At 67.6% G+C, this 21,411-nt stretch carries 26 protein-coding genes; 17 read left to right on the plus strand and 9 right to left on the minus strand.

Going from position 1 to position 21,411, the window contains the following annotated elements; genetic code table 11:
- From C667_RS05950 to C667_RS24850, 10 genes are all read left to right on the plus strand, one after another.
- A partial coding sequence (locus C667_RS05950; protein ID WP_004358566.1) for an HAD-IC family P-type ATPase occupies nt 1-651 on the plus strand: 651 nt, incomplete at its 5' end.
- A 1-nt stretch (nt 652) separates the two neighbouring features.
- Nucleotides 653-907, plus strand: coding sequence for a cbb3-type cytochrome oxidase assembly protein CcoS (ccoS, locus tag C667_RS05955; RefSeq protein ID WP_004358568.1), 255 nt, complete (start codon nt 653-655; stop codon nt 905-907).
- A complete protein-coding gene (locus C667_RS26150) occupies nt 904-1,161 on the plus strand; it encodes a hypothetical protein (RefSeq protein ID WP_157302217.1) in 258 nt (85 codons plus the stop codon). Before ccoS ends, C667_RS26150 begins: the two co-directional genes overlap by 4 nt.
- Nucleotides 1,162-1,322: 161 nt before the next feature.
- Nucleotides 1,323-2,753 (plus strand): cytochrome-c oxidase, cbb3-type subunit I, encoded by a 1,431-nt coding sequence (gene ccoN / locus C667_RS05960; RefSeq protein WP_039920867.1) that lies wholly within the window; start codon nt 1,323-1,325, stop codon nt 2,751-2,753.
- Nucleotides 2,754-2,768: 15 nt separating this feature from the next.
- Complete coding sequence (gene ccoO, locus C667_RS05965; RefSeq protein WP_004358572.1) at nt 2,769-3,404, plus strand: cytochrome-c oxidase, cbb3-type subunit II; 636 nt, start codon at nt 2,769-2,771, stop codon at nt 3,402-3,404.
- 15 nt (nt 3,405-3,419) lie between these two features.
- Nucleotides 3,420-3,608, plus strand: a complete 189-nt coding sequence (locus C667_RS05970; protein ID WP_004358574.1) for a CcoQ/FixQ family Cbb3-type cytochrome c oxidase assembly chaperone — start codon at nt 3,420-3,422, stop codon at nt 3,606-3,608.
- Complete coding sequence (ccoP, locus tag C667_RS05975; protein WP_004358577.1) at nt 3,601-4,491, plus strand: cytochrome-c oxidase, cbb3-type subunit III; 891 nt, start codon at nt 3,601-3,603, stop codon at nt 4,489-4,491. Before C667_RS05970 ends, ccoP begins: the two co-directional genes overlap by 8 nt.
- 103 nt (nt 4,492-4,594) lie before the next feature.
- A complete protein-coding gene (gene ccoG, locus C667_RS05980; protein ID WP_004358579.1) occupies nt 4,595-6,028 on the plus strand; it encodes a cytochrome c oxidase accessory protein CcoG in 1,434 nt (477 codons plus the stop codon).
- A gap of 1 nt (nt 6,029) precedes the next feature.
- Complete coding sequence (locus tag C667_RS05985) at nt 6,030-6,539, plus strand: FixH family protein (RefSeq protein WP_004358581.1); 510 nt, start codon at nt 6,030-6,032, stop codon at nt 6,537-6,539.
- A 24-nt stretch (nt 6,540-6,563) separates the two neighbouring features.
- On the plus strand, nt 6,564-6,710 hold the full coding sequence (locus tag C667_RS24850; protein ID WP_004358582.1) for a DUF3149 domain-containing protein: 147 nt from the start codon (nt 6,564-6,566) through the stop codon (nt 6,708-6,710).
- 101 nt (nt 6,711-6,811) lie between these two features.
- On the opposite strand, the gene C667_RS05990 is transcribed toward C667_RS24850, so the two are convergent.
- Nucleotides 6,812-7,255 carry a universal stress protein gene (locus C667_RS05990; RefSeq protein WP_004358583.1) on the minus strand — a complete coding sequence of 148 codons (444 nt, stop codon included), beginning with the start codon at nt 7,253-7,255 and terminating at the stop codon, nt 6,812-6,814.
- A gap of 135 nt (nt 7,256-7,390) precedes the next feature.
- Between C667_RS05990 and C667_RS05995 the strand changes: the two genes are divergently transcribed.
- A complete protein-coding gene (locus C667_RS05995; RefSeq protein WP_004358584.1) occupies nt 7,391-8,800 on the plus strand; it encodes an MBL fold metallo-hydrolase RNA specificity domain-containing protein in 1,410 nt (469 codons plus the stop codon).
- 41 nt (nt 8,801-8,841) lie between these two features.
- On the opposite strand, the gene C667_RS06000 is transcribed toward C667_RS05995, so the two are convergent.
- Nucleotides 8,842-9,525 carry a Crp/Fnr family transcriptional regulator gene (locus C667_RS06000; RefSeq protein ID WP_004358585.1) on the minus strand — a complete coding sequence of 228 codons (684 nt, stop codon included), beginning with the start codon at nt 9,523-9,525 and terminating at the stop codon, nt 8,842-8,844.
- A gap of 82 nt (nt 9,526-9,607) precedes the next feature.
- Between C667_RS06000 and C667_RS06005 the strand changes: the two genes are divergently transcribed.
- Entirely contained in the window at nt 9,608-9,988 is a 381-nt protein-coding gene (locus tag C667_RS06005; protein ID WP_004358586.1) for a SirB2 family protein, read from the plus strand.
- 35 nt (nt 9,989-10,023) lie between these two features.
- On the opposite strand, the gene fnr is transcribed toward C667_RS06005, so the two are convergent.
- The gene (gene fnr, locus C667_RS06010; RefSeq protein ID WP_039920868.1) at nt 10,024-10,764 is read right to left on the minus strand and encodes a fumarate/nitrate reduction transcriptional regulator Fnr; all 741 of its coding nucleotides are present in this window, start codon (nt 10,762-10,764) and stop codon (nt 10,024-10,026) included.
- A 140-nt stretch (nt 10,765-10,904) separates the two neighbouring features.
- Here fnr and hemN point away from each other — a divergent pair, with 140 nt between their 5' ends.
- The 5 genes from hemN (at nt 10,905) to C667_RS06035 (ending at nt 15,273) form a co-directional block, all read left to right on the plus strand.
- Nucleotides 10,905-12,296, plus strand: coding sequence for an oxygen-independent coproporphyrinogen III oxidase (gene hemN / locus C667_RS06015; protein ID WP_039920870.1), 1,392 nt, complete (start codon nt 10,905-10,907; stop codon nt 12,294-12,296).
- A gap of 69 nt (nt 12,297-12,365) precedes the next feature.
- A complete protein-coding gene (locus C667_RS06020; RefSeq protein ID WP_039920872.1) occupies nt 12,366-13,076 on the plus strand; it encodes a sulfite exporter TauE/SafE family protein in 711 nt (236 codons plus the stop codon).
- Nucleotides 13,077-13,122: 46 nt separating this feature from the next.
- Nucleotides 13,123-13,332: a heavy-metal-associated domain-containing protein gene (locus C667_RS06025; protein WP_004358591.1), complete on the plus strand. Its 210-nt coding sequence runs from the start codon at nt 13,123-13,125 to the stop codon at nt 13,330-13,332.
- A gap of 90 nt (nt 13,333-13,422) precedes the next feature.
- Nucleotides 13,423-13,950: an inorganic diphosphatase gene (gene ppa, locus C667_RS06030; RefSeq protein ID WP_004358592.1), complete on the plus strand. Its 528-nt coding sequence runs from the start codon at nt 13,423-13,425 to the stop codon at nt 13,948-13,950.
- A 339-nt stretch (nt 13,951-14,289) separates the two neighbouring features.
- Nucleotides 14,290-15,273, plus strand: coding sequence for an arsenic resistance protein (locus C667_RS06035; RefSeq protein ID WP_004358593.1), 984 nt, complete (start codon nt 14,290-14,292; stop codon nt 15,271-15,273).
- Nucleotides 15,274-15,362: 89 nt separating this feature from the next.
- Here the strand turns inward: C667_RS06035 and pyk are convergent, their stop codons facing one another.
- The 6 genes from pyk to gcl all read right to left on the minus strand — a co-directional run bounded on the left by pyk (nt 15,363) and on the right by gcl (nt 21,330).
- On the minus strand, nt 15,363-16,781 hold the full coding sequence (gene pyk, locus C667_RS06040; RefSeq protein WP_004358594.1) for a pyruvate kinase: 1,419 nt from the start codon (nt 16,779-16,781) through the stop codon (nt 15,363-15,365).
- A 17-nt stretch (nt 16,782-16,798) separates the two neighbouring features.
- Nucleotides 16,799-17,218 (minus strand): GlcG/HbpS family heme-binding protein, encoded by a 420-nt coding sequence (locus C667_RS06045; RefSeq protein WP_004358595.1) that lies wholly within the window; start codon nt 17,216-17,218, stop codon nt 16,799-16,801.
- Nucleotides 17,219-17,267: 49 nt separating this feature from the next.
- Nucleotides 17,268-17,690 carry a DUF3830 family protein gene (locus C667_RS06050; protein ID WP_004358596.1) on the minus strand — a complete coding sequence of 141 codons (423 nt, stop codon included), beginning with the start codon at nt 17,688-17,690 and terminating at the stop codon, nt 17,268-17,270.
- A gap of 10 nt (nt 17,691-17,700) precedes the next feature.
- Nucleotides 17,701-18,585: a 2-hydroxy-3-oxopropionate reductase gene (locus C667_RS06055; protein ID WP_004358597.1), complete on the minus strand. Its 885-nt coding sequence runs from the start codon at nt 18,583-18,585 to the stop codon at nt 17,701-17,703.
- 115 nt (nt 18,586-18,700) lie between these two features.
- On the minus strand, nt 18,701-19,480 hold the full coding sequence (gene hyi, locus C667_RS06060) for a hydroxypyruvate isomerase (RefSeq protein WP_004358598.1): 780 nt from the start codon (nt 19,478-19,480) through the stop codon (nt 18,701-18,703).
- Nucleotides 19,481-19,554: 74 nt separating this feature from the next.
- Entirely contained in the window at nt 19,555-21,330 is a 1,776-nt protein-coding gene (gene gcl, locus C667_RS06065; protein ID WP_004358599.1) for a glyoxylate carboligase, read from the minus strand.
- Nucleotides 21,331-21,411: the final 81 nt, after the last annotated feature.

The raw sequence follows: 21,411 nt of genomic DNA on the forward strand, positions 1-21,411 counted from the left end.
CCCGCCGCGCTCGCGGATTTCGCGGCCGCGGGCGGCACCGTGATCGCGCTCGCCGGACAGGCTGGCTGGCTGGGCCTGTTCCGGCTCGCCGACCGCCTGCGCGAGGATGCGCCGACGATCACCGCCCGCCTGGCGGGCGAGGGCACCGCGCTCAGCCTGCTCTCGGGCGACGCGCAGCCGGTGGTGGATGCGGTCGCCGCCAGGCTGGGCATCCGCGATGCGCGCGGCGGCCTCGATCCGCAGGGCAAGCAGCAGGCGATCGTCGACATGCAGCGCGACGACAAGGCCGTGGTGGCGATGGTGGGCGATGGGGTGAACGATGCCCCGGTGCTCGCCCAGGCCCACGTCTCGGTAGCGATGGGCGGCGGCACCGACCTCGCCCGCAACCAGGCCGACATCGTGCTGCTCAACGAGCGCTTCGCCAGCCTGGCCGACGGGATCGTGCTCGCGCGGCGCACCCTGCGCATCATCCGGCAGAACCTGTGGTGGTCGTTCGCCTACAATTTCACCTCGGTGCCGCTCGCCATGGCCGGGCTGGTCACGCCTTGGATGGCCGGCATCGGCATGGCGGCGAGCTCGCTGCTCGTCGTGCTCAACGCCATGCGGTTGCAGCGCGCGGCGCGGACCGATCGCGCAAGCGCGGAGAATTGAGATGGAAAGCCTCTACCTGCTGATTCCGCTGTCGGTGGTGCTGGTGTTCATCATCGGGGTGCTGTTCTGGTGGTCGCTGCGCAGCGGCCAGTACGACGACCTCGAGGGGCCCGCCTACCGGCTGCTGATGGACGACCGCGACCAGCCGCCCGAGGAGGCCGGCGAGGCGGAGCCGAACTCGCCCCACGGGGCCGGGAAAGAGGCGGTCGGAGACCCCTCCACTGGCGCCAGGCCGGGTGAAACGCGGATTCGTTGACCTGCGTCAACGTCTGTCCGATGGTTAAGAGGAAAATGACGCCGTTGCGATCGATCGCCGAGCATGACGATGGCGAGCGGTTCGTGGTCTATGTCTCTCTGTTGGGGTTGGGGGTGCGTGAAGACGCACCCTTTTTTTTGCCTGCCGCCAGGCCCTCCAAAGACGCTGGAACCCGCGTAGATGCTGGATTCCAGCGTGTCCGCACGATTTCTCGTGGTATCCGCAGCGGGCGCGCGCGTTTGTTTTTGGACTAACTCCAATTTCCCCTTCCTTGCTCCCGTCTGCTGCAATACAATATTGACTTGTGTCAAATTGCGTATGTGGTCGTGGCGTATTCTCGCCCGGGTGGGTCGCCGCGCTGGTCTGGTGCGGCCCGACGCAAGCAGGGGTTTTCAAAAACAAAGAGGTGATCCAGATGCAATCGCAAGCGACTTATAACTATAAAGTCGTGCGCCAGTTCGCCATCATGACGGTGGTGTGGGGCATCGTGGGCATGCTGGTCGGTGTGATCGCCGCAGCACAGCTCGTGTGGCCCGAACTGAACGTGCACGAATTCCTGCATTTCGGCAGGCTCCGTCCGCTGCACACCAACGCGGTGATCTTCGCGTTCGGTGGCTGCGCGCTGTTCGCCACTTCGTACTACGTGGTCCAGCGTACCTGTCACACGAGGCTGTTCGCGCCCGGCCTGGCCGCGTTCACGTTCTGGGGCTGGCAGCTGGTCATCGTGCTCGCCGCGATCACCCTGCCGCTGGGCTACACCTCCTCCAAGGAATACGCCGAGCTCGAGTGGCCGATCGACATCCTGATCGCCATCGTGTGGGTGTCCTACGCCGTGGTGTTCTTCGGCACCATCGCCAAGCGCAAGGTATCGCACATCTACGTCGCGAACTGGTTCTTCGGCGGCTTCATCCTCACCGTCGCGCTGCTGCACATCGTCAACAGCGCCGCGATCCCGGTCTCGCTCACCAGCATGAAGTCGTACTCGGCCTACGCCGGCGTGCAGGACGCGATGATCCAGTGGTGGTACGGCCACAACGCGGTGGGCTTCTTCCTGACCGCGGGCTTCCTCGGCATGATGTACTACTTCGTGCCCAAGCAGGCCGATCGTCCGGTGTACTCGTACCGCCTGTCGGTGGTGCACTTCTGGGCGCTGATCTTCACCTACATGTGGGCCGGCCCGCACCACCTGCACTACACCGCGCTGCCCGACTGGACCCAGTCCGTCGGCATGGTGTTCTCGCTGATCCTGCTGGCACCGTCCTGGGGCGGCATGATCAACGGCGTGCTGACCCTGTCGGGCGCCTGGCACAAGCTGCGCACCGACCCGATCCTGAAGTTCCTCATCACCTCGTTGTCCTTCTACGGCATGTCGACCTTCGAAGGCCCGATGATGTCGATCAAGACGGTCAACGCGCTGTCGCACTACACCGACTGGACCGTCGGCCACGTGCACTCGGGTGCGCTCGGCTGGGTGGCGATGATCTCCATCGGCTCGGTGTATTTCCTGCTGCCGCGCCTCTACGGGCGCAGCGAGATGTACAGCGTCAAGCTGATCAACGCCCACTTCTGGATCGCCACCATCGGCATCGTGCTCTACATCGCCTCGATGTGGATCTCGGGCGTGATGCAGGGCCTGATGTGGCGCGCGACCAACCCGGACGGCACGCTCACCTACTCCTTCGTCGAGTCGGTCAAGGCCAGCTACCCGTTCTGGACGATCCGCTTCATCGGCGGCGCGATGTTCCTCGGCGGCATGCTGATCATGTTCTACAACATGCTGAAGACGATCGCCGGCCAGAAGGCCTATGACGCCCCGGTGCTCGCGCCCGCGGCTGCCCACGCCTGATCGGAGAACGACAACATGGCTCAATCGAAACACGAAAAGATCGAACGCAACGTATTCCTCATGATCGTGCTCACGCTGATGACCGTCAGCGTGGGGGGGCTGGTGGAGATCGTGCCGCTGTTCTTCCAGCACTCGACCACGACGGCGATCGACCACAAGGGCAACGCGCTCGACGTCAAGCCGTATGACGCAGTCCGTCTCGTGGGGCGCGACATCTACGTGCGTGAAGGCTGCTACAACTGCCACTCGCAGATGATCCGTCCGTTCCGTGCCGAGACCGAGCGCTACGGCCACTATTCGGTGGCCGGCGAGTTCATCTACGACCACCCCTTCCAGTGGGGCTCGAAGCGTACCGGTCCGGATCTCGCCCGCGTCGGCGGCCGTTACTCCGACGAGTGGCAGCGCGTTCATCTGCTGAACCCGCGCGACGTCGTCCCCGAGTCGAACATGCCGGCCTTCCCCTGGCTCGACCGTCCGGTCCGCGCCGGCGACATCCAGGACCGCATGCGCGCGCTCAACAAGGTCGGCCTGCACAAGTACAGCGACGAAGAGATCGCCGCCGCGCCCGCCGCGCTCGAGGGCAAGACCGAGCTCGACGCGGTCGTGGCCTATCTGCAGGGCCTGGGCACCGCGATTTCGCACTTCAGGTAAGGAAGCAAACGCGCCGTGGATATCAACGATTTCCGTAGCCTGATCACCGTGCTGGGGCTGCTGTGCTTCCTGGGCATCTGCGCCTGGGCATACAGCAAGCACGCCAAGGCCGGGTTCGACGAGGCGGCGCGTCTGCCCCTGAGCGACGACGACCTGCCGGCCCCGCGCGGTCGGCAAGACCAAGAGGGAAAAACAAATGGCTGACTTCATCAGCGGTTTCTGGAACATGTATGTGATGGTCCTCGTGACCCTCTCCATCCTGTTCTGTGTGTTCGTGCTCGTGTCGAACATGACCAAGCGCGAGAAAGGGGAGGTCGGACTGCACGGCCATGTGTGGGACGAGACGCTCGCCGAGTACAGCAACCCGCTGCCGCGCTGGTGGATGTACCTCTTCTGGATCACCATCGTGTTCGCGGTGGTCTACCTGGCGATCTATCCGGGTTTCGGCAACAGCAACCAGAGCCGCGGCCAGTGGGCGCAGTACGACGCCGAGATGCAGGCGGCGCAGGAGCGTTTCGGTCCGGTGTTCGCCAAGTATCGCGAGATGGACATGATGGCGGTCGCCGCCGATCCCGAAGCCAACGCGATGGGCAAGCGCCTTTTCCTGACCTACTGCCAGCAGTGTCACGGCGCAGCGGCGCAGGGCGCGAAGAGCTTCCCCAACCTGACCGACAGCGAGTGGCTGTGGGGCGGCGCGCCGGAGAACATCAAGGAGACCATCACCAACGGTCGTAATGGCGTGATGCCGCCGTTCGGTCCCGCGCTCGGCGCCGACGGTGTCAAGGATGTCGCCAATTACGTGCGTTCGATGAACGGCCTCGCCCACGACTCGGTGCGTGCGCAGCGCGGCAAGGAAGGCTTCGAGGCCAACTGCGTGGCCTGCCACGGTGCGGACGCCAAGGGCAACCCGATGCTCGGCGCGCCCAACCTGACCGACAACCGCTGGCTGTACGGCTCGTCCGAGGCGGTGATCATCGAGACCATCAACCTCGGCCGCAACAACCAGATGCCCGCGTTCGGTGCCTTCCTCGGCGAGGACAAGGTGCACCTGCTCACCGCCTACGTGCTGAGCCTGAGCAAGCAGTAAGCGTCACCCGCAGCAACTGCAGCAAGCATCGCATCCCCGGGAGGAGGGGCCCTCCCGGGGTTCTCGATAACAACAAGAACAAGAATTCATTGGTACCAAGGCCATGAACAGCGCATCCCCCGAGCCGCAGAAGGCGGCGAAACCTTCCAACCCCGAGTCCGCCCAGGACACCCTCTACGCCGCCCGCAAGAAGCTCTACGTCCGCTCGGTCACCGGGCTGTTCGCCAACTGGCGATGGGCGCTGGTGTGGATCACCCAGATCGTCTTCTACGGCCTGCCCTGGCTGAGCTGGAACGACCGCCAGGCGGTGCTGCTCCACCTCACCGAACGCAAGTTCTACATCTTCGGCTGGGTGTTCTGGCCGCAGGACGTGTTCTTTCTCGCGATCCTGCTGATCATTTCGGCCTACGCGCTGTTCTTCTTCACCGCGATCGCCGGCCGCCTGTGGTGCGGCTACGCCTGTCCGCAGACGGTCTATACCGAGATCTTCATGTGGATCGAGGAGAAGATCGAGGGCGACCACACCCGCCGCCAGAAGCTCGACCGCGCGCCGATGAGCGCGGCCAAGGCGATGCGCCGCGGCGCCAAGTTCCTCGCCTGGGGCGTGGTTGCGCTGTGGACCGGCTTCACCTTCGTGGCCTACTTCTCCCCGCTCGACGAGCTGCTCGCCTCCTTCAACGGCCTCACCTTCGGGCCCTGGGAGACCTTCTGGATCCTGTTCTACGGCGGCTTCACCTACCTCTTCGCCGGCGTGCTGCGCGAGCAGGTTTGCAAGTACATGTGCCCGTACGCCCGCTTCCAGGCGGTGATGTTCGACCCCGACACCCTGGTGATCACCTACGACGAGGCGCGTGGCGAGCCGCGCGGCACGCGCAAGAAGGGCATCGATCCGCGCTCCGTGTCCAAGGGCGACTGCATCGACTGCGGGATCTGCGTGCAGGTGTGTCCGACCGGCATCGACATCCGCGACGGGCTGCAGTACGAGTGCATCGGCTGCGCCGCCTGCATCGACGCCTGCGATCAGGTCATGGACAAGATGAACTACCCGCGCGGGCTGATCCGCTATTCGACCGAGAACGCGATGAAGCGCAACTGGGGCTCGAAGGAGATCCTCGCGCATGTGTTCCGGCCGCGCACGCTGATCTACGGCGCCGTCCTCGCCCTCATCAGCATCGCCTTTGTCTGGGGGCTGGCGGCTCGCGAGCCGCTGCGGGTCGACGTGCTGCGCGACCGCTCCTCGCTCGGGCAGGAGATCGAGGGCGGGCTGATCGAGAACGTCTACCAGCTCCAGGTCATGAACATGACCGAGGCCGCGCGAACGTTCAACATCGGCGTGACCGGCCTGAACGGCATCCGCATCCAGGGTCCGCAGCGCGTCGAGGTGGCGCCGGCCGCGGCGCAGTCGGTCACCGTGCAGGTGCATGTGCCCTACGACGAGGGCAAGCCGGGTGCCAACACGATCTTCTTCGACATCGCCGCGGAAGACGACCCCTCCTTGACCCTCAAGGAAGAGACCACTTTCCTGGTGCCACGCTGACATGCGAAGCAAGAAGCCCGAAGCCCCGGTCGAGCCCTGGTACCGCCAGGGCTGGCCGTGGTTCCTGATCGCGCTGCCGGCCACCGCGGTGGTCGCCGGCATCGCCACCCTGGTGATCGCCGCGAAGACCTTCGACGGCATGGTGGTCGATGACTACTACAAGGAAGGCCGCGCGATCGTGCAGACGATCGGCCGCGTCGAGCACGCCCGCGAGTTGGGCCTGCGCGCCGCGCTGCGCATCCGCAGCGAGGCCATCCACGTGGAGCTGACCGCCACCGAGCCTGGCAGCTTGCCGCCTCGCATCCGCCTCACCGTCGCCCACCCGACGCGCGGTGGCCTGGACCAGGAACTGCTCGTCGAGGGGCGCTCCGGTGTGTATGAGGCCGTGCTCGCCCCGCTGAGCACCGGTCGCTGGTTGTTCGTACTAGAAGACGAGGCCCGAAGCTGGAGAATGGACGGGTCCGCTTACCTCCCTGCAGAGATGGAGATCCGGATCGATCCGAATGTCTGATTTTCTTGCAAAGGGAGAAGCACCATGGCCTGGGAGTTGTTGTTCACGAGCGATATCGGTCTGCTGAGCCTCTTCACCATCGTTTTCATCCTGGTGATGGGCGCCTACCTGTACCGCTTCGCCCGCCGCCACATGGCGGAGGACGAGCAGAAGGCCCGCATGTCGCGCTGACCGGCGACCCGCCGATGAGCGATCCGCACGACGGATGAACAACGGCCCGCGCAAGCGGGCCGTTTGTATTCGAGGTCGCCCTTGCAGGGCAGCGACCGGTTTCAGCGATAGACCAGCACCGGCGTCTTGCTGTGGGTCAGCACCTTCTGCGTCTCGGAGCCGAGCAGCAGGCCGGCGATGCCGCGGCGGCCGTGCGAGGCCATGAAGATCAGGTCGCAGCCATGGCGGTCGGCGGCGTCGATGATCGCCTCGTAGGGCACCTCGTTCACCGCGGTGTCGCTGTCGCAGGCCACGCCGGAGGCTTCCGCCGCGCCGCGTGCCTTCGAAAGGATGGCCTCGGCTTCGGAGGCTGCCGACTTGGCGAACTGCTCGGGCGTCGTCGGATCGATCAGCGCGCCCTCGCCGTAGATCGGCATCGGGAAGTCGGGCTGCGAATAGAAGAAGGTGATGCGCGCGCCGGTCTCCTTGGCGAAGGAGACGGCACGGGCGACCGTGCTGTCCGAGAGTGCCGAGCCGTCGGTCGGTACCAGGATGTGCTTGAACATGGCGTACGCTCCCTGTGGTGTGTGGTGCTTCGATTATAGCGAGCGGAGGGGGGCGGGCACGATTGATCGTGATCAAGCCGCCACACGATCGTGACGGGCACAGTGGAAATCCCTGAAGAATCCGCGAGGCCTGTGATGAAGCTCACCTTCCTCGGTGCCGCCGGCGAGGTCACCGGCTCCTGCCTGCGCGTCGACCACGAGCATGGCGCCTTCCTGGTGGATTGCGGCCTCTTCCAGGGCGGGCGCGAGGCCGACCGCAAGAACCGCAGCGCGCTCGACTTCGAGCTGCGCGGGATCGACTTCGTGCTGCTGACCCACGCCCATCTCGACCACTCCGGCCTGCTGCCGCGCCTGGTGGCGCTGGGCTACCGCGGGCGGATCTTCGCCACCACGGCCACGGTCGACCTGCTCGGCGTGATGCTGATGGATTCGGCCCACATCCAGGAGAAGGAGGCCGAGTGGGCGCTGCGCGACACGCGCTCGCGCAAGGCCGCGCGCAGGGCGGAGGTGGCGCCGCTGTATACCGTGGAGCAGGCGCGCACCAGCCTCGGCCGCCTCGTCGCCACCGACTACGACGCGTGGATCGAGCCGGGCGCAGGCGTGCGCTGCCGTTTCCGCGATGCCGGGCACATCCTCGGCTCGGCGATCATCGAGATCGACGTCGGCGAGCGCGGGCACACCCGCAGGCTGGTCGCCTCGGGCGACATCGGCCAGCCCATGCGGCCGGTGCTGCGCGACCCGGTGCGGATCGCGCACGCAGACTACCTGTGCGTCGAATCCACCTATGGCAACCGCGCCCATCGCTCCTTCGCGGCGACCTGCGACGAGCTCGTCCTGGCGCTGCGGCGCACGCTCGAGGTGGACGGTGGCAACGTGATCATCCCGGCCTTCGCGGTCGGGCGCACCCAGGAGGTGCTCTTCGTGCTCGCCGACCTGGTGCGCGCCGGGCGCATCGGGCGGCTCGACGTGGTGGTCGACTCGCCGATGGCCTCGGCGGTCACCGCGCTCACCGTTCGCCACGCCGACCTGTGGGACGACGAGACGCGCGCGCTCTACGCCTGGGCCGAGGCCAACCCCGGGCGCTTCCGCGTGCGCTTCGTGCAGGACGTGGAGGAGTCGATGGCGCTCAATGCGGTGAAGGGCGGGCTGGTGGTGATCTCCGCGAGCGGCATGTGCGATGCCGGGCGGATCAAGCACCACCTGCGCTACAACCTCGGCCGGCGCGAGTGTGCGGTGGTCATCGCGGGCTTCCAGGCCGCCGGTACGCTCGGCCGCAGGCTGGTCGACGGCGCGCACCAGGTCACCCTGTTCGGCGAGCGCATCCCGGTGCGTGCGCGCATCCACACCATCGGCGGGCTGTCCGCGCACGCCGACCAGCCCGCGCTGCTCGACTGGCTGCGCGGCTTCGGCGAGGCACCGCGGCGCACCTTCGTGGTCCACGGCGAGGCCACCGCCGCGGCCGCCTTCGTCGAGGCGGTGGAGCGCGAGCTGGGCTGGAGCGGGGTCGAGGCAGCGCAGGCCGGTGTGCCGGTTGTGCTCAAGTGAGCGCCCGCGTGCGGGCGGACGGCAAGGCCTGCGAGGGGCGCTCAGGCGTTGTAGCGCGACAGCCGCACCGGGTCGTGCAGGCTCACGCGCTTGCCCTGCACGGTGATCAGGCCGGCGTCGCTGAGGTCGTGGAAGATGCGCGACAGCGTCTCGGGCGTGAGGTTGAGGCGCGAGGCGATCACCTGCTTGCTCGTCGGCAGCGCGATCTCGCAGGGTGCGTCGTTGTCGGCGACCTGCAGCAGGTAGCCGATCACGCGCTGGGTGCTCGATCGCAGCGAGTAGGTCTCCACGTCCTGGATCAGCCCGTGCAGGCGGATCGCCATGCCGGCGAGCAGCTTGCGCGCGAAGGTGGAGTCCTGGTCGATGAGCTCGCTGACCACCGCCTGGCCGACGTGCACCAGCACGGTCTCGCTCAGCGCTTCGGCAAACACCGGGTAGGGGTGGTTCATGAACATTACCGCCTCGCCGAAGCTCTGCATGGCGCCGATGATCTCGACGACCTTCTCGGTACCCTGCGAGGACGAGAAGGCGAGCTTGACCTGGCCGGAGACCACGAAGTAAAAGCCGTGCGGCAGGTCGCCGCGCTGGAACAGCACCTCGCCGCGGGCGACCTGGCGCTCGCGGGTGTAGCGTGCGACCAGCTGGATGTCCGCCTCCGACAGTTCGCTGAACAGCGGGATGCGGCGCAGCAGGGAGGGGATGTCGAGCGGGGTCGTGTTGGGCATCTGGAACTCTCCGTCTGGGGGCGCAATTTTAATTCAGCCGGCTGCCGATCAGCGCCCGGGCCGGCTTTCGAAAGGATCGTGGATGTACTACCTGATCAAGAACCTGCACGTGACCTGCGTCGTGCTGAGCGCCGCCGGTTTCCTGCTGCGCGGCACCTGGATGCTCACCGGCAGCGCCCTGCTGCTGCACCGCCTGACGCGGGTCCTGCCGCACCTCGTCGACAGCACGCTGCTGCTCTCGGCGATCGCGCTGGCGGTGATGATCGAGCAATACCCCTTCAGCGCGGGCTGGGTCACCGCCAAGGTGATCGGCCTGCTCGCCTACATCCTGCTCGGCACGGTGGCGCTCAAGCGCGGGCGAACCCGGGGCGTGCGGATCGCGGCATTCGCCGCCGCGATCCTGGTGTATGCGTGGATCGTGTCGGTGGCGCTGAGCAAGAACATCGCCGGCTACCTCGCCTGAGGGCGCGCAGCGTGCGTCCTCCCGGCCCGGCGCGCTCAGCGTGCGCCGTGCTGGTGCTGGATCAGGCGCTTGAGGCCGGCCGGGTCGAGCAGCTGCACGTGCTTCTGCTGCACCGAGATCAGCCCGTCCTCCTGGAAGCGCGAGAAGGCGCGCGACACCGTCTCGAGCTTGAGCCCGAGGTAGGAGCCGATCTCCTCGCGCGTCATGCGCAGGTTGAACTCGCTCGCCGAGAAACCGCGCGCCGTGAAGCGCTGCGACATGTTGAGCAGGAAGGCGGCGAGGCGCTCCTCGGCGCGCATCGAGCCGAGCAGCATCATCACGCCGTGGTCGCGCACGATCTCGCGGCTCATGACCTTGTGGAACTGCAGCTGCAGGCCCTCGATCTCGTGCGACATCTGCTCGAGCTTGTCGTAGGCGATCACGCACACCTCGCTGTCCTCGAGCGCGACCGCGTTGCAGCTGTGGGACTCGGTGCTGATGCCGTCGAGGCCGAGGATCTCGCCGGTCATCTGGAAGCCGGTGACCTGCTCGCGACCGTCCTCAAGGAGCACGTCGGTCTTGAACGAACCCGCGCGGATGGCGTAGATCGCCTCGAAGGGGTCGCCCGCGCGATACAGGTTGTGCTGGCGCTTGACCTTGCGGCGCGCACCGACCAGCTCGTCGAGCCGGCTCAATTCGCGATCGGACATCCCGAAGGGCAGGCACAACTCGACCAGGTTGCACTGCGAACAGGCGGTCTTGAGCCCATCCACGGTAATTGGCACGCTAGCCCTCATCTGCACGATAATCCTGCTTTCCTGACATTAGAGACGCTTGCGTCGCAGCGGCGGGATTGCTAATCACACCCGTTGACCCAAGTCAACCAACATAACGAAGGCTTCTGCCATTGTTCGGCAGACAGCCCGCCAGCAAGATCATGAAAAGCCAGACCGACCTCATCTTCGACCCGCAACTGATCCGGAAATTCGACATCAACGGGCCGCGCTACACCTCTTATCCCACGGCGGACCGCTTCGTCGAGGCCTTCAATGCGGAAGCGCTCCGGGCCTGGCTGGCCAAAAGGGCGGTGGGCGGCGTAAGCAAACCGCTCTCATTATACTTCCACATCCCCTTCTGCAACACGATCTGCTACTACTGCGCCTGCAACAAGATCATTACCAAGGATCATGGACGCTCGGCCAAGTATCTGAAATATCTCGCAAAAGAAATCGAGATGCAGGCCGCCTGCCTGGAGGGCAGCCGCCAGGTCACCCAGCTCCACCTCGGCGGCGGCACGCCGACCTTCCTGTCGCACGACGAGATGCGCGAGCTCATGGCGGCGGTGCGCGAGCACTTCACCCTGGTGCCCAACGGCGAATACTCGATCGAGGTCGACCCGCGCAAGGTCGACTTCGACACCGTGAAGCTGCTCGCCGAGCTCGGCTTCAACCGCATGAGCGTGGGCGTGCAGGACTTCGCCGAGGACGTGCAGCAGGCGGTCAACCGCATCCAGAGCTTCGACGAGACCAAGCTGGTGATCGACGCGGCGCGCGCCAACGGCTTCAAGTCGGTGAGCATGGACCTGATCTACGGCCTGCCGCGGCAGAACCCGACCAGCTTCGACCGCACGCTCGACCAGGTCCTCGAGATCTCGCCCGACCGCATCTCGCTGTACAGCTACGCCCACCTGCCGGGCCTGTTCAAGCCGCAGCGCCGCATCAACAGCGGCGACATGCCCACCGCCGACACCAAGCTGCAGCTGCTGCAGCTCGGCATCCGCCGCCTCACCGAGGCGGGCTATGTGTACATCGGCATGGACCACTTCGCCAAGCCCGACGACGAGCTCACCGTCGCCCAGCGCCAGGGGCGCCTGCACCGCAACTTCCAGGGCTACTCCACCCACGCCGAGTGCGACCTGCTCGCCTTCGGGGTGTCGGCGATCGGCAAGATCGGCCCGGTGTATGCGCAGAACGTGAAGACGCTCGACGAGTACTACGACGCGCTCGACCGCGACGAGCTGCCGGTGCTGCGCGGCATCGAGCTCACCGCCGACGACCTGCTGCGGCGTGCGATCATCCAAGCGCTGATGTGCCACTTCGAGCTCTCGATGCAGTCGATCGAGATCGCCTACCTGGTCAACTTCCGCGAGTACTTCGCCGAGGAGCTCGCCGAGCTGCAGGAGATGGAGAAGGCGGGGCTGGTGAAGATCGACGGCGACTGGATCAGCGTGCAGCCCGGCGGCCGCCTGCTGGTGCGCGGCATCGCGATGGTCTTCGACCGCTACCTGCGCGCCGACCGCGAGCGCCAGCGCTACTCGCGGGTGATCTGAACGCCGCACGGATGGCGCACCGCAGCGTAGAATGAAGGCCTCGCATTGCCCGCGGGGCCTTTCTTCTTCATGCCCGAAACCGGTTACCTCGCCGTCTTCCTGATCGGCCTGCTCGGCGGCACGCACTGCGTGTCGATGTGCGGCGGCATCGTCGGCGCGCTCAGCATGCAGGTGCAGGCGCCCGGCAGCCGGCCGCAGTGGCCGCTGCACCTGGCCTACAACCTCGGGCGCATCGGCACCTACACCCTGCTCGGCGCCGGCGTCGGCCTGCTCGGCTCGGTCGGCCTGCTCTACGAGGGCATGCTGCCGGTGCAGATGACGCTGTACGTGCTCGCCAACCTGATGCTGGTTGCGCTCGGGCTCTACCTCACCGGCTTCACCCGCCTGCTCGCGCCCATCGAGCGCGTCGGCCACGTGCTGTGGCGGCGCATCCAGCCCGCCACGCGACGCTTCCTGCCTGCGCGCTCGGTCGGGCAGGCGCTGCCGCTCGGCATGCTGTGGGGCTTCATCCCCTGCGGGCTCACCTATTCCATCCTCGCCACCGCGCTGGTCACCGGATCGGGCGCGCGCGGCGCCGGCCTGATGCTGGCCTTCGGGCTGGGCACGCTGCCCAACCTGCTGCTGGCCGGCATGCTCTTCAAGCGTTTCCGCGACATCACCCGCCACCCCAAGGTGCGACTGGCCTCCGGCCTGCTGGTGCTCGGCTTCGGCGTGTTCGGCCTCTACCACGCGCCCTCGCTCGGCGGCGACCTGTGGCGCGGCGTGGTGTGCGTGACCTGAGGGCGCGATGGCGCGCCCCTTTCAATCCATCTGGAGTGCAGAATCGATGAACGAGACGACGATCAAGGTCGAAGGCATGAGCTGCGGCGGTTGCGTGAAGAACGTCACCGGCGTGCTGAAGGCGCTGCCCGGCGTGGAGGACGTGCAGGTGTCGCTCGAAGGCGCGTCCGCCACCGTGCGTCACGATCCCGCCAAGGTGTCGGTCGAGGCGCTGCGCGCCGCGGTCGAGGGCGCGGGCTTCGATTCCCCGGCCTGATCCGCCGCCCCAGCGGGGGGTATCGCCGCAGTGCAAGACATTGTGGTTTCCCCCTATAATCCGCGCACAATTTTTCCACGGGAGGGATGTATGGGTTACGAACAGGTCAGCGCCGGCAAGGACGTGCCGAACGACATCAACGTCATCATCGAGATCTCCGCCCAGGGCGATCCGATCAAGTTCGAGGTGGACAAGGACAGCGGCGCCGTCTTCGTCGACCGCTTCATGGGCACCTCGATGCGCTACCCGCTGAATTACGGCTATGTGCCGCACACCATCGCCGGCGACGGCGACCCGGTCGACGTGCTGGTCGTGACCCCGTTCCCGCTGCAGCCGGGCGTGGTCATCCGCTGCCGTCCGGTTGGCGTGCTCAAGATGGAAGACGACGGCGGCGTCGACGCCAAGGTCGTCGCGGTGCCGGTGTCCAAGCTGACCCCGCTGTACGACAAGGTGCAGACCACCGACGACCTGCCCGAGCTGCTGATGAAGCAGACCGTGCACTTCTTCGAGCACTACAAGGACCTCGAGCCCGGCAAGTGGGTCAAGGTCCTCGGCTGGGGTACGGTGGAAGACGCCAAGGCCGAGATCGTGAACGGCCTGGCCGCCGCCAAGAAGTAATCCCGGGAGCACACGTTTCCGGAGGCCCCGAGGCCCACGCTTGCGTGGGCCTCGGTCGTTTACGGCGCTGGCGAGGGGTGCTGACGCGATTGGCGGTGTTTTGTCTGCCAACGTCGCTGCCGTGGCAGGCGAGTCGTGGATCCGGCGCCGGGTTCGCGGCCTGCGCCGCTCCTGCAGGCCCTGCCGGATGCGCTGGTTCGTGTAGGAGCGCCGGCAGGCGCGAACCCCCGGAGGCCGAGCGGACACGCCGCCACGCGCCGTGCCCTGGCATCGCGCTTGCTTGTGTCATCATGGCTTCGCGTCCTGGGAGGGCGCGCACGAACGTAAAACGGGGGATCCATGCTTGCGCTGCTGATGAAGATCAACAAGAACCTGATCCTCGCCATCCCGGTGGCGATGGTGCTCGGCTTCGGCTTCGGGCTTGTGGCGCCGGTCGGCTGGCTGAAGTCGCTGATCGTGCCGCTGACCTTCCTGATGGTCTATCCGATGATGGTCAACCTGAAGCTCTCCAAGGTCCTCGAAGGTGGCGACCTCAAGGCGCAGGCGCTCGCGCAGGCGATCAACTTCGCCCTCATCCCCTTCGTCGCCTACGCCCTCGGCAAGGCCTTCTTCCCCGAGCAGCCCGCCTACGCGCTCGGCCTGCTACTCGCCGCGCTGCTGCCCACCAGCGGCATGACGATCTCGTGGACCGGCTTCGCCAAGGGCAACCTCGGCGCCGCGGTCAAGATGACGGTGCTCGGGCTGATCATCGGCTCGCTCGCCACGCCGCTCTACGTGCGCGGGCTCATGGGCGCCGAGGTGCCGGTCGACATGGGCGCGGTGTTCATGCAGATCGTGATCATCGTGTTCCTGCCCATGCTGGCCGGGCACTACACGCAGAAATGGCTGGTGGCGCGCCACGGCCAGGCCGAATACCAGAAGGAGTGGGGACCGCGCTTCCCGCCTTTCTCCACGCTGGGCGTGCTCGGCATCGTCTTCGTCGCGCTCGCCCTCAAGGCGAAGGACCTCGTCGCCCAGCCCGGCGAGCTGGTCGTGGTGCTGGTGCCGCTGCTGTGCCTGTACGCGATCAACTACGTGGTGAGCACCGTGGTGGCGCGCAGCCTGCTGCCGCGCGGCGATGCGATCGCGCTGGTGTATGGCACGGTGATGCGCAACCTGTCGATCGCGCTCGCGCTGGCGATGAACGTGTTCGGCGCGTCGAGCTCGGGGGCGGCGCTGGTGATCGCGCTCGCCTACATCCTGCAGGTGCAGTCGGCCGCCTGGTACGTGAAGCTCACCGACCGCTTCTTCGGCCCCGCCGCGCCCGCAAGGACGGAGGGCTGAGCGCAGGCGCGGGCGAGCCGGCCGGGGAGGCGGCGCCGGCACGCCCGCGCGAAGGGCGCTCTCCCCCGACGACCGCCTCGGGGCGCGATTCAGCCGGGAATCCGCGCCACGTGAAGCAGGTTGGTGCTGCCGCGCTGGCCGAAGGGCAGGCCGGCGATCACCACCACCGCGTCGCCGGCGCTGCCGAAGCCCAGATTCTGCACCGCGCGCGCGGCATGCTCGACCATCTCGGCGACGTCATGCACCTCCTCGAAGGGCAGCGCATGCACGCCCCACACGAGCGCGAGCCGGCGCGCGGTGGCGGGCTGCGGCGTCAGCGCGAGGATGGGCGCCACCGGACGCTCGCGGCTGGCACGCAGGGCGCTGAAGCCCGAGCTGGTGTAGGCCACCGTCGCCGCCGGTTCGAGCAGGCCGGCGACGCGGCGCAGCGCGCAGCAGATCGCGTCGGGCGTGTTCGCCGCGGCCGGCGTGTGGCTGGCTTCGAGGCCGGCGCGCCAGGCGGGGTCGCGCTCCACCTCGCAGACGATGCCGTGCATGATCGATACCGCCTCCACCGGGTACTGGCCCGAGGCCGACTCGGCCGACAGCATCACCGCGTCGGCGCCATCGTAGATCGCGGTGGCCACGTCCGAGGCCTCGGCGCGGGTGGGCACGGGCGAGGAGATCATCGACTCCAGCATCTGCGTCGCCACCACAACCGGGCGGCCGGCGGCGCGCGCGGCGCGCACGATGCGGCGCTGCAGCACCGGCACCTGCTGCGGCGGCAGCTCCACGCCGAGGTCACCGCGCGCCACCATGACGCCGTCGGCGAGCGTGATGATCGGCTCCAGCGCGTCGATCGCCGCCGGCTTCTCCAGCTTGGCCATGATCCAGGCGCGGTCGCCGACGAGCTCGCGCGCCTCGCGGATGTCCTCGGGGCGCTGCACGAAGGACAGCGCCACCCAGTCCACGCCCAGCGCAAGGCCGAAGTCGAGGTCGGCGCGGTCCTTGGCGGTCAGCGGCGAGATCGGCAGCAGCACGCCGGGGACGTTCACGCCCTTGCGGTCGGACAGCGTCCCGCCCACGAGCACGGTGGTGTCGGCGAAGTCGGCGCCGCAGGCGTCCACCCGCAGGCGCAGCTTGCCGTCGTCGAGCAGCAGCGCGGTGCCGGCCTCGAGCGCGGCGAAGATCTCGGGGTGGGGCAGGTTGGCGCGGCGGGCGTCGCCGGGCGTGGGGTCGAGGTCGAGGCGAAACGGTGCGCCGGGCACGAGGGCGACCTTGCCCTCGGCGAAGCGGCCGACGCGCAGCTTCGGCCCCTGCAGGTCCATCAGCACGCCGATCGGGCGGCCAAGCTCGGCCTCGACCGCGCGGATCAGGCGGTAGCGCTCGGCGTGGTCCTCGTGGCTGCCGTGGCTGAAGTTGAGCCGGAACACGTCCGCGCCGGCCTCGGCCAGGGCGCGGATGCGTTCGCGGGTGGAGCTCGCCGGCCCGAGGGTGGCGAGGATGCGGGCGCTGCGTTCGCGTTTCATATTGGCTCCTCGGCGGTTCAGGCGGGGGCGTGTGCGTGGGCGAGCAGGGCGTCGACCCCGGCGCGGGCGACGCGGGCGTCCTCGCCGGCCTTCACGCCGGAGACCCCCACCGCACCGATCACCCGGCCATCGACCACCACCGGCTCGCCGCCTTCGAGCGGCACTACCGGCATCGCCAGCGCGGCGAAGCGGCCGTTGTTGACCATGTCCTCGAAGGCCTTGCTCGGCTTGCCGCTGAGCACGCAGGTGCGCGCCTTCTCGGGAGCGACGATGGCGCTCATCAGGGGCGCCTCGTCCATGCGCTGCAGCCAGAGGGCGTGGCCGCCCGCATCGCAGATCGCGATGCTGACCGCCCAGCCGTTGACGCGCGCCTCGGCCTCGGCGGCCGCGGCGGCGACGCGGGCGTCGGCCAGGGTGAGTGCGTGGGTGGGGTTCATCTGCGGTCTCCGTGTTTCCATTGTTCTTGTGGGGTGGGCGAGGGCGCGCTCAGCGCTCGCCGAGGTCGGTGAAGCGGATCCACTGCGCGCCTTTCCAAAGCACGCTGCGGCCCATCTCGTGGAGCTGCTCGGCGCCCTCGACGACGGTGAGGAAGTGGTTGCCGGCGAGCTGGCCCATCTTGCTCGCGAAGCAGCTGCTGCCGTAGGCGAACAGGATCTCGGTCTCGGAGAAGCCGCCCGGGTAGAGCAGGAGGTCGCCGCGCGAGGGGTGGCTGGTGTGGTTCTCGAAGGCCAGCCCGGTGTCGAATTCGCCCAGCGGCACCCACACCGCCTCGCCGCTCCAGCGGGAGTGGATCACCTGGTTGGAGAAGGGCAGCAGCTCGAGGAAGGCAGCGCAGGTCTTCGGCGCGGCGGCTTCCTCCATGCGGGCGACGAAGCGGAAGGAGCCGACATCGATGGCGAGATGGCGCATGTCGTCCTCCTTACTGGCCGATCTCGAAGTTGGCCATCTTCTCGAGCGCGCGCACCATCCCCGAGTGGTCCCACTTCGCCCCGCCGTGCGCTGCGCAGGCGTTGAAAAGCTCCTGCGCGGTGGCGGTGTTGGGTAGCGACACGCCGAGCTGGCGTGCGGTGGTCAGCGCCAGGTTGAGGTCCTTCTGGTGCAGCTCGATGCGGAAGCCCGGGTCGAAGCTGCGCTTGACCATGCGCTCGCCGTGGACTTCGAGGATGCGCGAGTTGGCGAAGCCGCCCATCAGCGCCTGGCGCACCTTGGCGGGGTCGGCGCCGGCCTTGGCGGCGAGCAGCAGGGCCTCGCCCACGGCCTCGATGTTGAGCGCGACGATGATCTGGTTGGCGACCTTGGTGATCTGCCCGTCGCCGTTGCCGCCGACCAGGGTGATGTTCTTGCCCATCAGCTCGAAGATCGGCTTCATCTTGTCGAAGGCGGCCTCGCTGCCGCCGACCATGATGGTGAGCGTCGCGGCCTTGGCCCCGACCTCCCCGCCCGACACCGGCGCGTCCAGGTATTCGCAGCCGAGCGCGTTGATGCGCCGGGCGAAGTCCTTGGTGGCGACCGGCGAGATCGAGCTCATGTCGACCACGAGCTTGCCCTTCGACAGGCCGGCGGCGACGCCGTCGGGCTTGAACAGCACGTCCTCGACATGCGGGGTGTCGGGCACCATGGTGATGACGATGTCGGCCTGGCGCGCGACCTCCGCGCCACTCGCGCACGGCCGGGCCCCAGCCTCGAGCAGCACCGCGGGGATTTCGCCGCGGGTGTGGGTGAAGACGGTGTGCCCGCCCTTGATCAGGTTGCCGGCCATGGGGGTGCCCATGATGCCGAGGCCGATGAATCCGATGTTTGCCATGTTGTTGTCTCCTCGATGTGGAAAAAGGGTTCCATTCGCGGCTGCCGCCGCTCCTACAGGGGGCCCGCAAGCCTCGCCGATTCATGTAGGAGCGCCGGCAGGCGCGAACGGCGGCTCAGCCGGCGAGCGCCTCGATCCACCCCAGGCCTTCGCGGGTGCCGGCGGCGGGCTTGTATTCGCAGCCGATCCAGCCGTCGTAGCCGAGCTGGTCGATGTAGCGGAACAGCCAGGCATAGTTGATCTCGCCGCTGCCCGGCTCGTGGCGGCCCGGGGTGTCGGCGATCTGCATGTGGGCGATCTTCGGCAGGTGCTTCGCGATGGTGTTGGCCAGTTCGCCCTCCATGCGCTGCATGTGATAGAGATCGTGCTGCAGCCACAGGTTGCTTGATCCGACCTCCTCGATCAGCGCGATCGCCTGTGCCGTGCGGTTGAGATGGAAGCCTGGGATGTCGTAGGTGTTGATCGGCTCGACCAGCAGGCGGATGTCGGCCTCGTGCAGCCTGGCGGCGGCGAAGCGCAGGTTGGCGACGAAGGTCTCATGCACTTTCGCGGGATCCACGCCGGCCGGGGTGATGCCGGCCAGGCAGTTCAGCTGCCTGCAGCCGAGCGCCGTGGCATATTCGATCGCCCGCCCGACGCCGTCCTGGAACTCGCCGACGCGGTCCGGATGGCAGGCGATGCCGCGCTCGCCGGCGTCCCAGTCGCCCGCCGGCAGGTTGTGCAGCACCTGCACCAGGCCGTGCCTGGCCAGGCGCTCGGCGATCGCGTCCTTGTCGAAGGCGTAGGGGAAGAGGAACTCCACGCCCTTGAAGCCGGCCTCCGCCGCCGCCTGGAAGCGGTCGAGGAAGGGCACTTCGTTGAACAGCATGGTGAGGTTGGCGTTGAACTTCGGCATGTCGGTGTCTCCGGTTTTCAGTTACGGGCGAGGGCGGCCTGCGGGAGTGGGTGCGCCGCTCCTGGGCGCTGCGTTCAGTCGAGCATCGAGATCGCGGTCGGGGCGTCCTCGCCACGCTCGGCGAGCGCCTCGAACTCGTTGATGGCGTCGATCTCGGTCCCCATCGCGATGTTGGTCACGCGCTCGAGGATGATCTCGACCACCACCGGCACGCGGAATTCTTCCATCCACTGCTGCGCCTGCGCGAAGGCGGGCTGGATCTCTTCCGGCGTGCGCACGCGGATCGCCTTGCAGCCCAGGCCCTCGACCACGCCGACGTGATCGACGCCGTAGCCTTCGGTCTGCGGTGCGTTGATGTTCTCGAACGCGAGCTGCACGCAGAAATCCATGTCGAAGCCGCGCTGCGACTGGCGGATGAGACCGAGGTAGGCATTGTTCACCAGCACGTGCAGGTAGGGCAGCTTGAACTGCGCGCCCACCGCCAGCTCCTCGATCATGAACTGGAAGTCGTAGTCGCCCGAGATCGCCACCACGCGGCGCTCCGGATCGGCCGCGCACACCCCCAGCGCGGCCGGGATGGTCCACCCGAGCGGGCCGGCCTGGCCGCAGTTGATCCAGTGGCGCGCCTTGTAAACATGCAGGAACTGCGCGGCGGCGATCTGCGACAGGCCGATGGTGCTGACGTAGCAGGTGTCCTTGCCGAAGGCGAGGTTCATCTCCTCATACACGCGCTGCGGCTTCATCGGGACCTGGTCGAAGTGCGTCTTGCGCTGCATCGTGCGCTTGCGCTGCTGGCACTCGGCCACCCAGGCGCTGCGATCGGGCAGCCGGCCCGCGGCCTTCATCTCGCGCGCCACCTCTAGCAGGCGGTCGAGCGCGGCGCCGGCGTCGGACACGATGCCGTAGTCCGGCCCGAACACGCGGCCGATCTGCGTCGGCTCGATGTCCACATGCACGAACGTGCGCCCCTTGGTGTACACCTCGACCGAGCCGGTGTGGCGGTTGGCCCAGCGGTTGCCGATGCCGAACACGAAGTCCGCGGCCAGCATCGTGGCGTTGCCGTAGCGGTGCGAGGTCTGCAGGCCGACCATGCCGACCATCAGCGGGTGGTCGTCGGGGATCGTGCCCCAGCCCATCAGCGTGGGGATCACCGGCACGCCGACGAGCTCGGCGAACTCCTGCAGGCGCGCGGCCGCGTCGGCGTTGATCACGCCGCCGCCGGAGACGATCAGCGGGCGCTCGGCGGCGGCGAGCATGGCCATCGCCTTCTCGGCCTGGGCGCGGGTGGCGGCGGGCTTGTAGGCGGGCAGCGGCGCGTAGGTGTCGATGTCGAACTCGATCTCGGCCATCTGCACGTCGAAGGGCAGGTCGATCAGCACCGGGCCGGGGCGGCCCGAGCGCATGACGTGGAAGGCCTGCTGGAACACGCGCGGCACCAGCGCCGGCTCGCGCACCGTCACCGCCCACTTGGTCACCGGCTTGGCGATCGACTCGATGTCCACCGCCTGGAAGTCTTCCTTGTGCAGACGGGCGCGCGGCGCCTGGCCGGTGATGCACAGGATGGGGATGGAGTCGGCCGAGGCGGAGTACAGGCCGGTGATCATGTCGGTGCCGGCGGGCCCCGAGGTGCCGATGCACACGCCGATGTTGCCCGGATTGGCGCGGGTGTAGCCTTCGGCCATGTGTGCGGCGCCCTCGACGTGGCGGCCGAGGATGTGCCGGAAGCCGCCGTCCTTCTTCATCGCCGAGTACAGCGGGTTGATCGCGGCGCCGGGCACGCCGAACACGGTGCTCACGCCTTCCTTGCGCATCACCGCGGCTGCGGCGTCGACTGCTCTCATGCGGGCCATCTTGTGTCTCCTGTCGGGAATGTTGTTGGAATCGATGGACGCAGCATACGGAGCGGATGGGATGCAGTGAATGGGCCTGGC

The sequence above is a fragment of the Thauera phenylacetica B4P genome (genome assembly GCF_000310225.1).
GTDB lineage: Bacteria > Pseudomonadota > Gammaproteobacteria > Burkholderiales > Rhodocyclaceae > Thauera > Thauera phenylacetica.

What these genes read in the sequence shown, in the direction of transcription:
- ccoN (WP_039920867.1), top strand. Translation starts at nt 1,323, where the DNA reads ATGCAATCGCAAGCGACTTATAACTATAAAGTCGTGCGCCAGTTCGCC.
- C667_RS06000 (WP_004358585.1), bottom strand. Translation starts at nt 9,525, where the DNA reads ATGCCCAACACGACCCCGCTCGACATCCCCTCCCTGCTGCGCCGCATC.
- C667_RS24850 (WP_004358582.1), top strand. Translation starts at nt 6,564, where the DNA reads ATGGCCTGGGAGTTGTTGTTCACGAGCGATATCGGTCTGCTGAGCCTC.
- C667_RS06025 (WP_004358591.1), top strand. Translation starts at nt 13,123, where the DNA reads ATGAACGAGACGACGATCAAGGTCGAAGGCATGAGCTGCGGCGGTTGC.
- fnr (WP_039920868.1), bottom strand. Translation starts at nt 10,764, where the DNA reads ATGAGGGCTAGCGTGCCAATTACCGTGGATGGGCTCAAGACCGCCTGT.
- hemN (WP_039920870.1), top strand. Translation starts at nt 10,905, where the DNA reads ATGAAAAGCCAGACCGACCTCATCTTCGACCCGCAACTGATCCGGAAA.
- ppa (WP_004358592.1), top strand. Translation starts at nt 13,423, where the DNA reads ATGGGTTACGAACAGGTCAGCGCCGGCAAGGACGTGCCGAACGACATC.
- C667_RS06045 (WP_004358595.1), bottom strand. Translation starts at nt 17,218, where the DNA reads ATGAACCCCACCCACGCACTCACCCTGGCCGACGCCCGCGTCGCCGCC.
- C667_RS05990 (WP_004358583.1), bottom strand. Translation starts at nt 7,255, where the DNA reads ATGTTCAAGCACATCCTGGTACCGACCGACGGCTCGGCACTCTCGGAC.
- ccoG (WP_004358579.1), top strand. Translation starts at nt 4,595, where the DNA reads ATGAACAGCGCATCCCCCGAGCCGCAGAAGGCGGCGAAACCTTCCAAC.
- C667_RS06005 (WP_004358586.1), top strand. Translation starts at nt 9,608, where the DNA reads ATGTACTACCTGATCAAGAACCTGCACGTGACCTGCGTCGTGCTGAGC.
- ccoP (WP_004358577.1), top strand. Translation starts at nt 3,601, where the DNA reads ATGGCTGACTTCATCAGCGGTTTCTGGAACATGTATGTGATGGTCCTC.
- C667_RS06020 (WP_039920872.1), top strand. Translation starts at nt 12,366, where the DNA reads ATGCCCGAAACCGGTTACCTCGCCGTCTTCCTGATCGGCCTGCTCGGC.
- C667_RS06055 (WP_004358597.1), bottom strand. Translation starts at nt 18,585, where the DNA reads ATGGCAAACATCGGATTCATCGGCCTCGGCATCATGGGCACCCCCATG.
- ccoS (WP_004358568.1), top strand. Translation starts at nt 653, where the DNA reads ATGGAAAGCCTCTACCTGCTGATTCCGCTGTCGGTGGTGCTGGTGTTC.
- hyi (WP_004358598.1), bottom strand. Translation starts at nt 19,480, where the DNA reads ATGCCGAAGTTCAACGCCAACCTCACCATGCTGTTCAACGAAGTGCCC.
- ccoO (WP_004358572.1), top strand. Translation starts at nt 2,769, where the DNA reads ATGGCTCAATCGAAACACGAAAAGATCGAACGCAACGTATTCCTCATG.
- C667_RS06050 (WP_004358596.1), bottom strand. Translation starts at nt 17,690, where the DNA reads ATGCGCCATCTCGCCATCGATGTCGGCTCCTTCCGCTTCGTCGCCCGC.
- pyk (WP_004358594.1), bottom strand. Translation starts at nt 16,781, where the DNA reads ATGAAACGCGAACGCAGCGCCCGCATCCTCGCCACCCTCGGGCCGGCG.
- gcl (WP_004358599.1), bottom strand. Translation starts at nt 21,330, where the DNA reads ATGGCCCGCATGAGAGCAGTCGACGCCGCAGCCGCGGTGATGCGCAAG.
- C667_RS05985 (WP_004358581.1), top strand. Translation starts at nt 6,030, where the DNA reads ATGCGAAGCAAGAAGCCCGAAGCCCCGGTCGAGCCCTGGTACCGCCAG.
- C667_RS05995 (WP_004358584.1), top strand. Translation starts at nt 7,391, where the DNA reads ATGAAGCTCACCTTCCTCGGTGCCGCCGGCGAGGTCACCGGCTCCTGC.
- C667_RS06035 (WP_004358593.1), top strand. Translation starts at nt 14,290, where the DNA reads ATGCTTGCGCTGCTGATGAAGATCAACAAGAACCTGATCCTCGCCATC.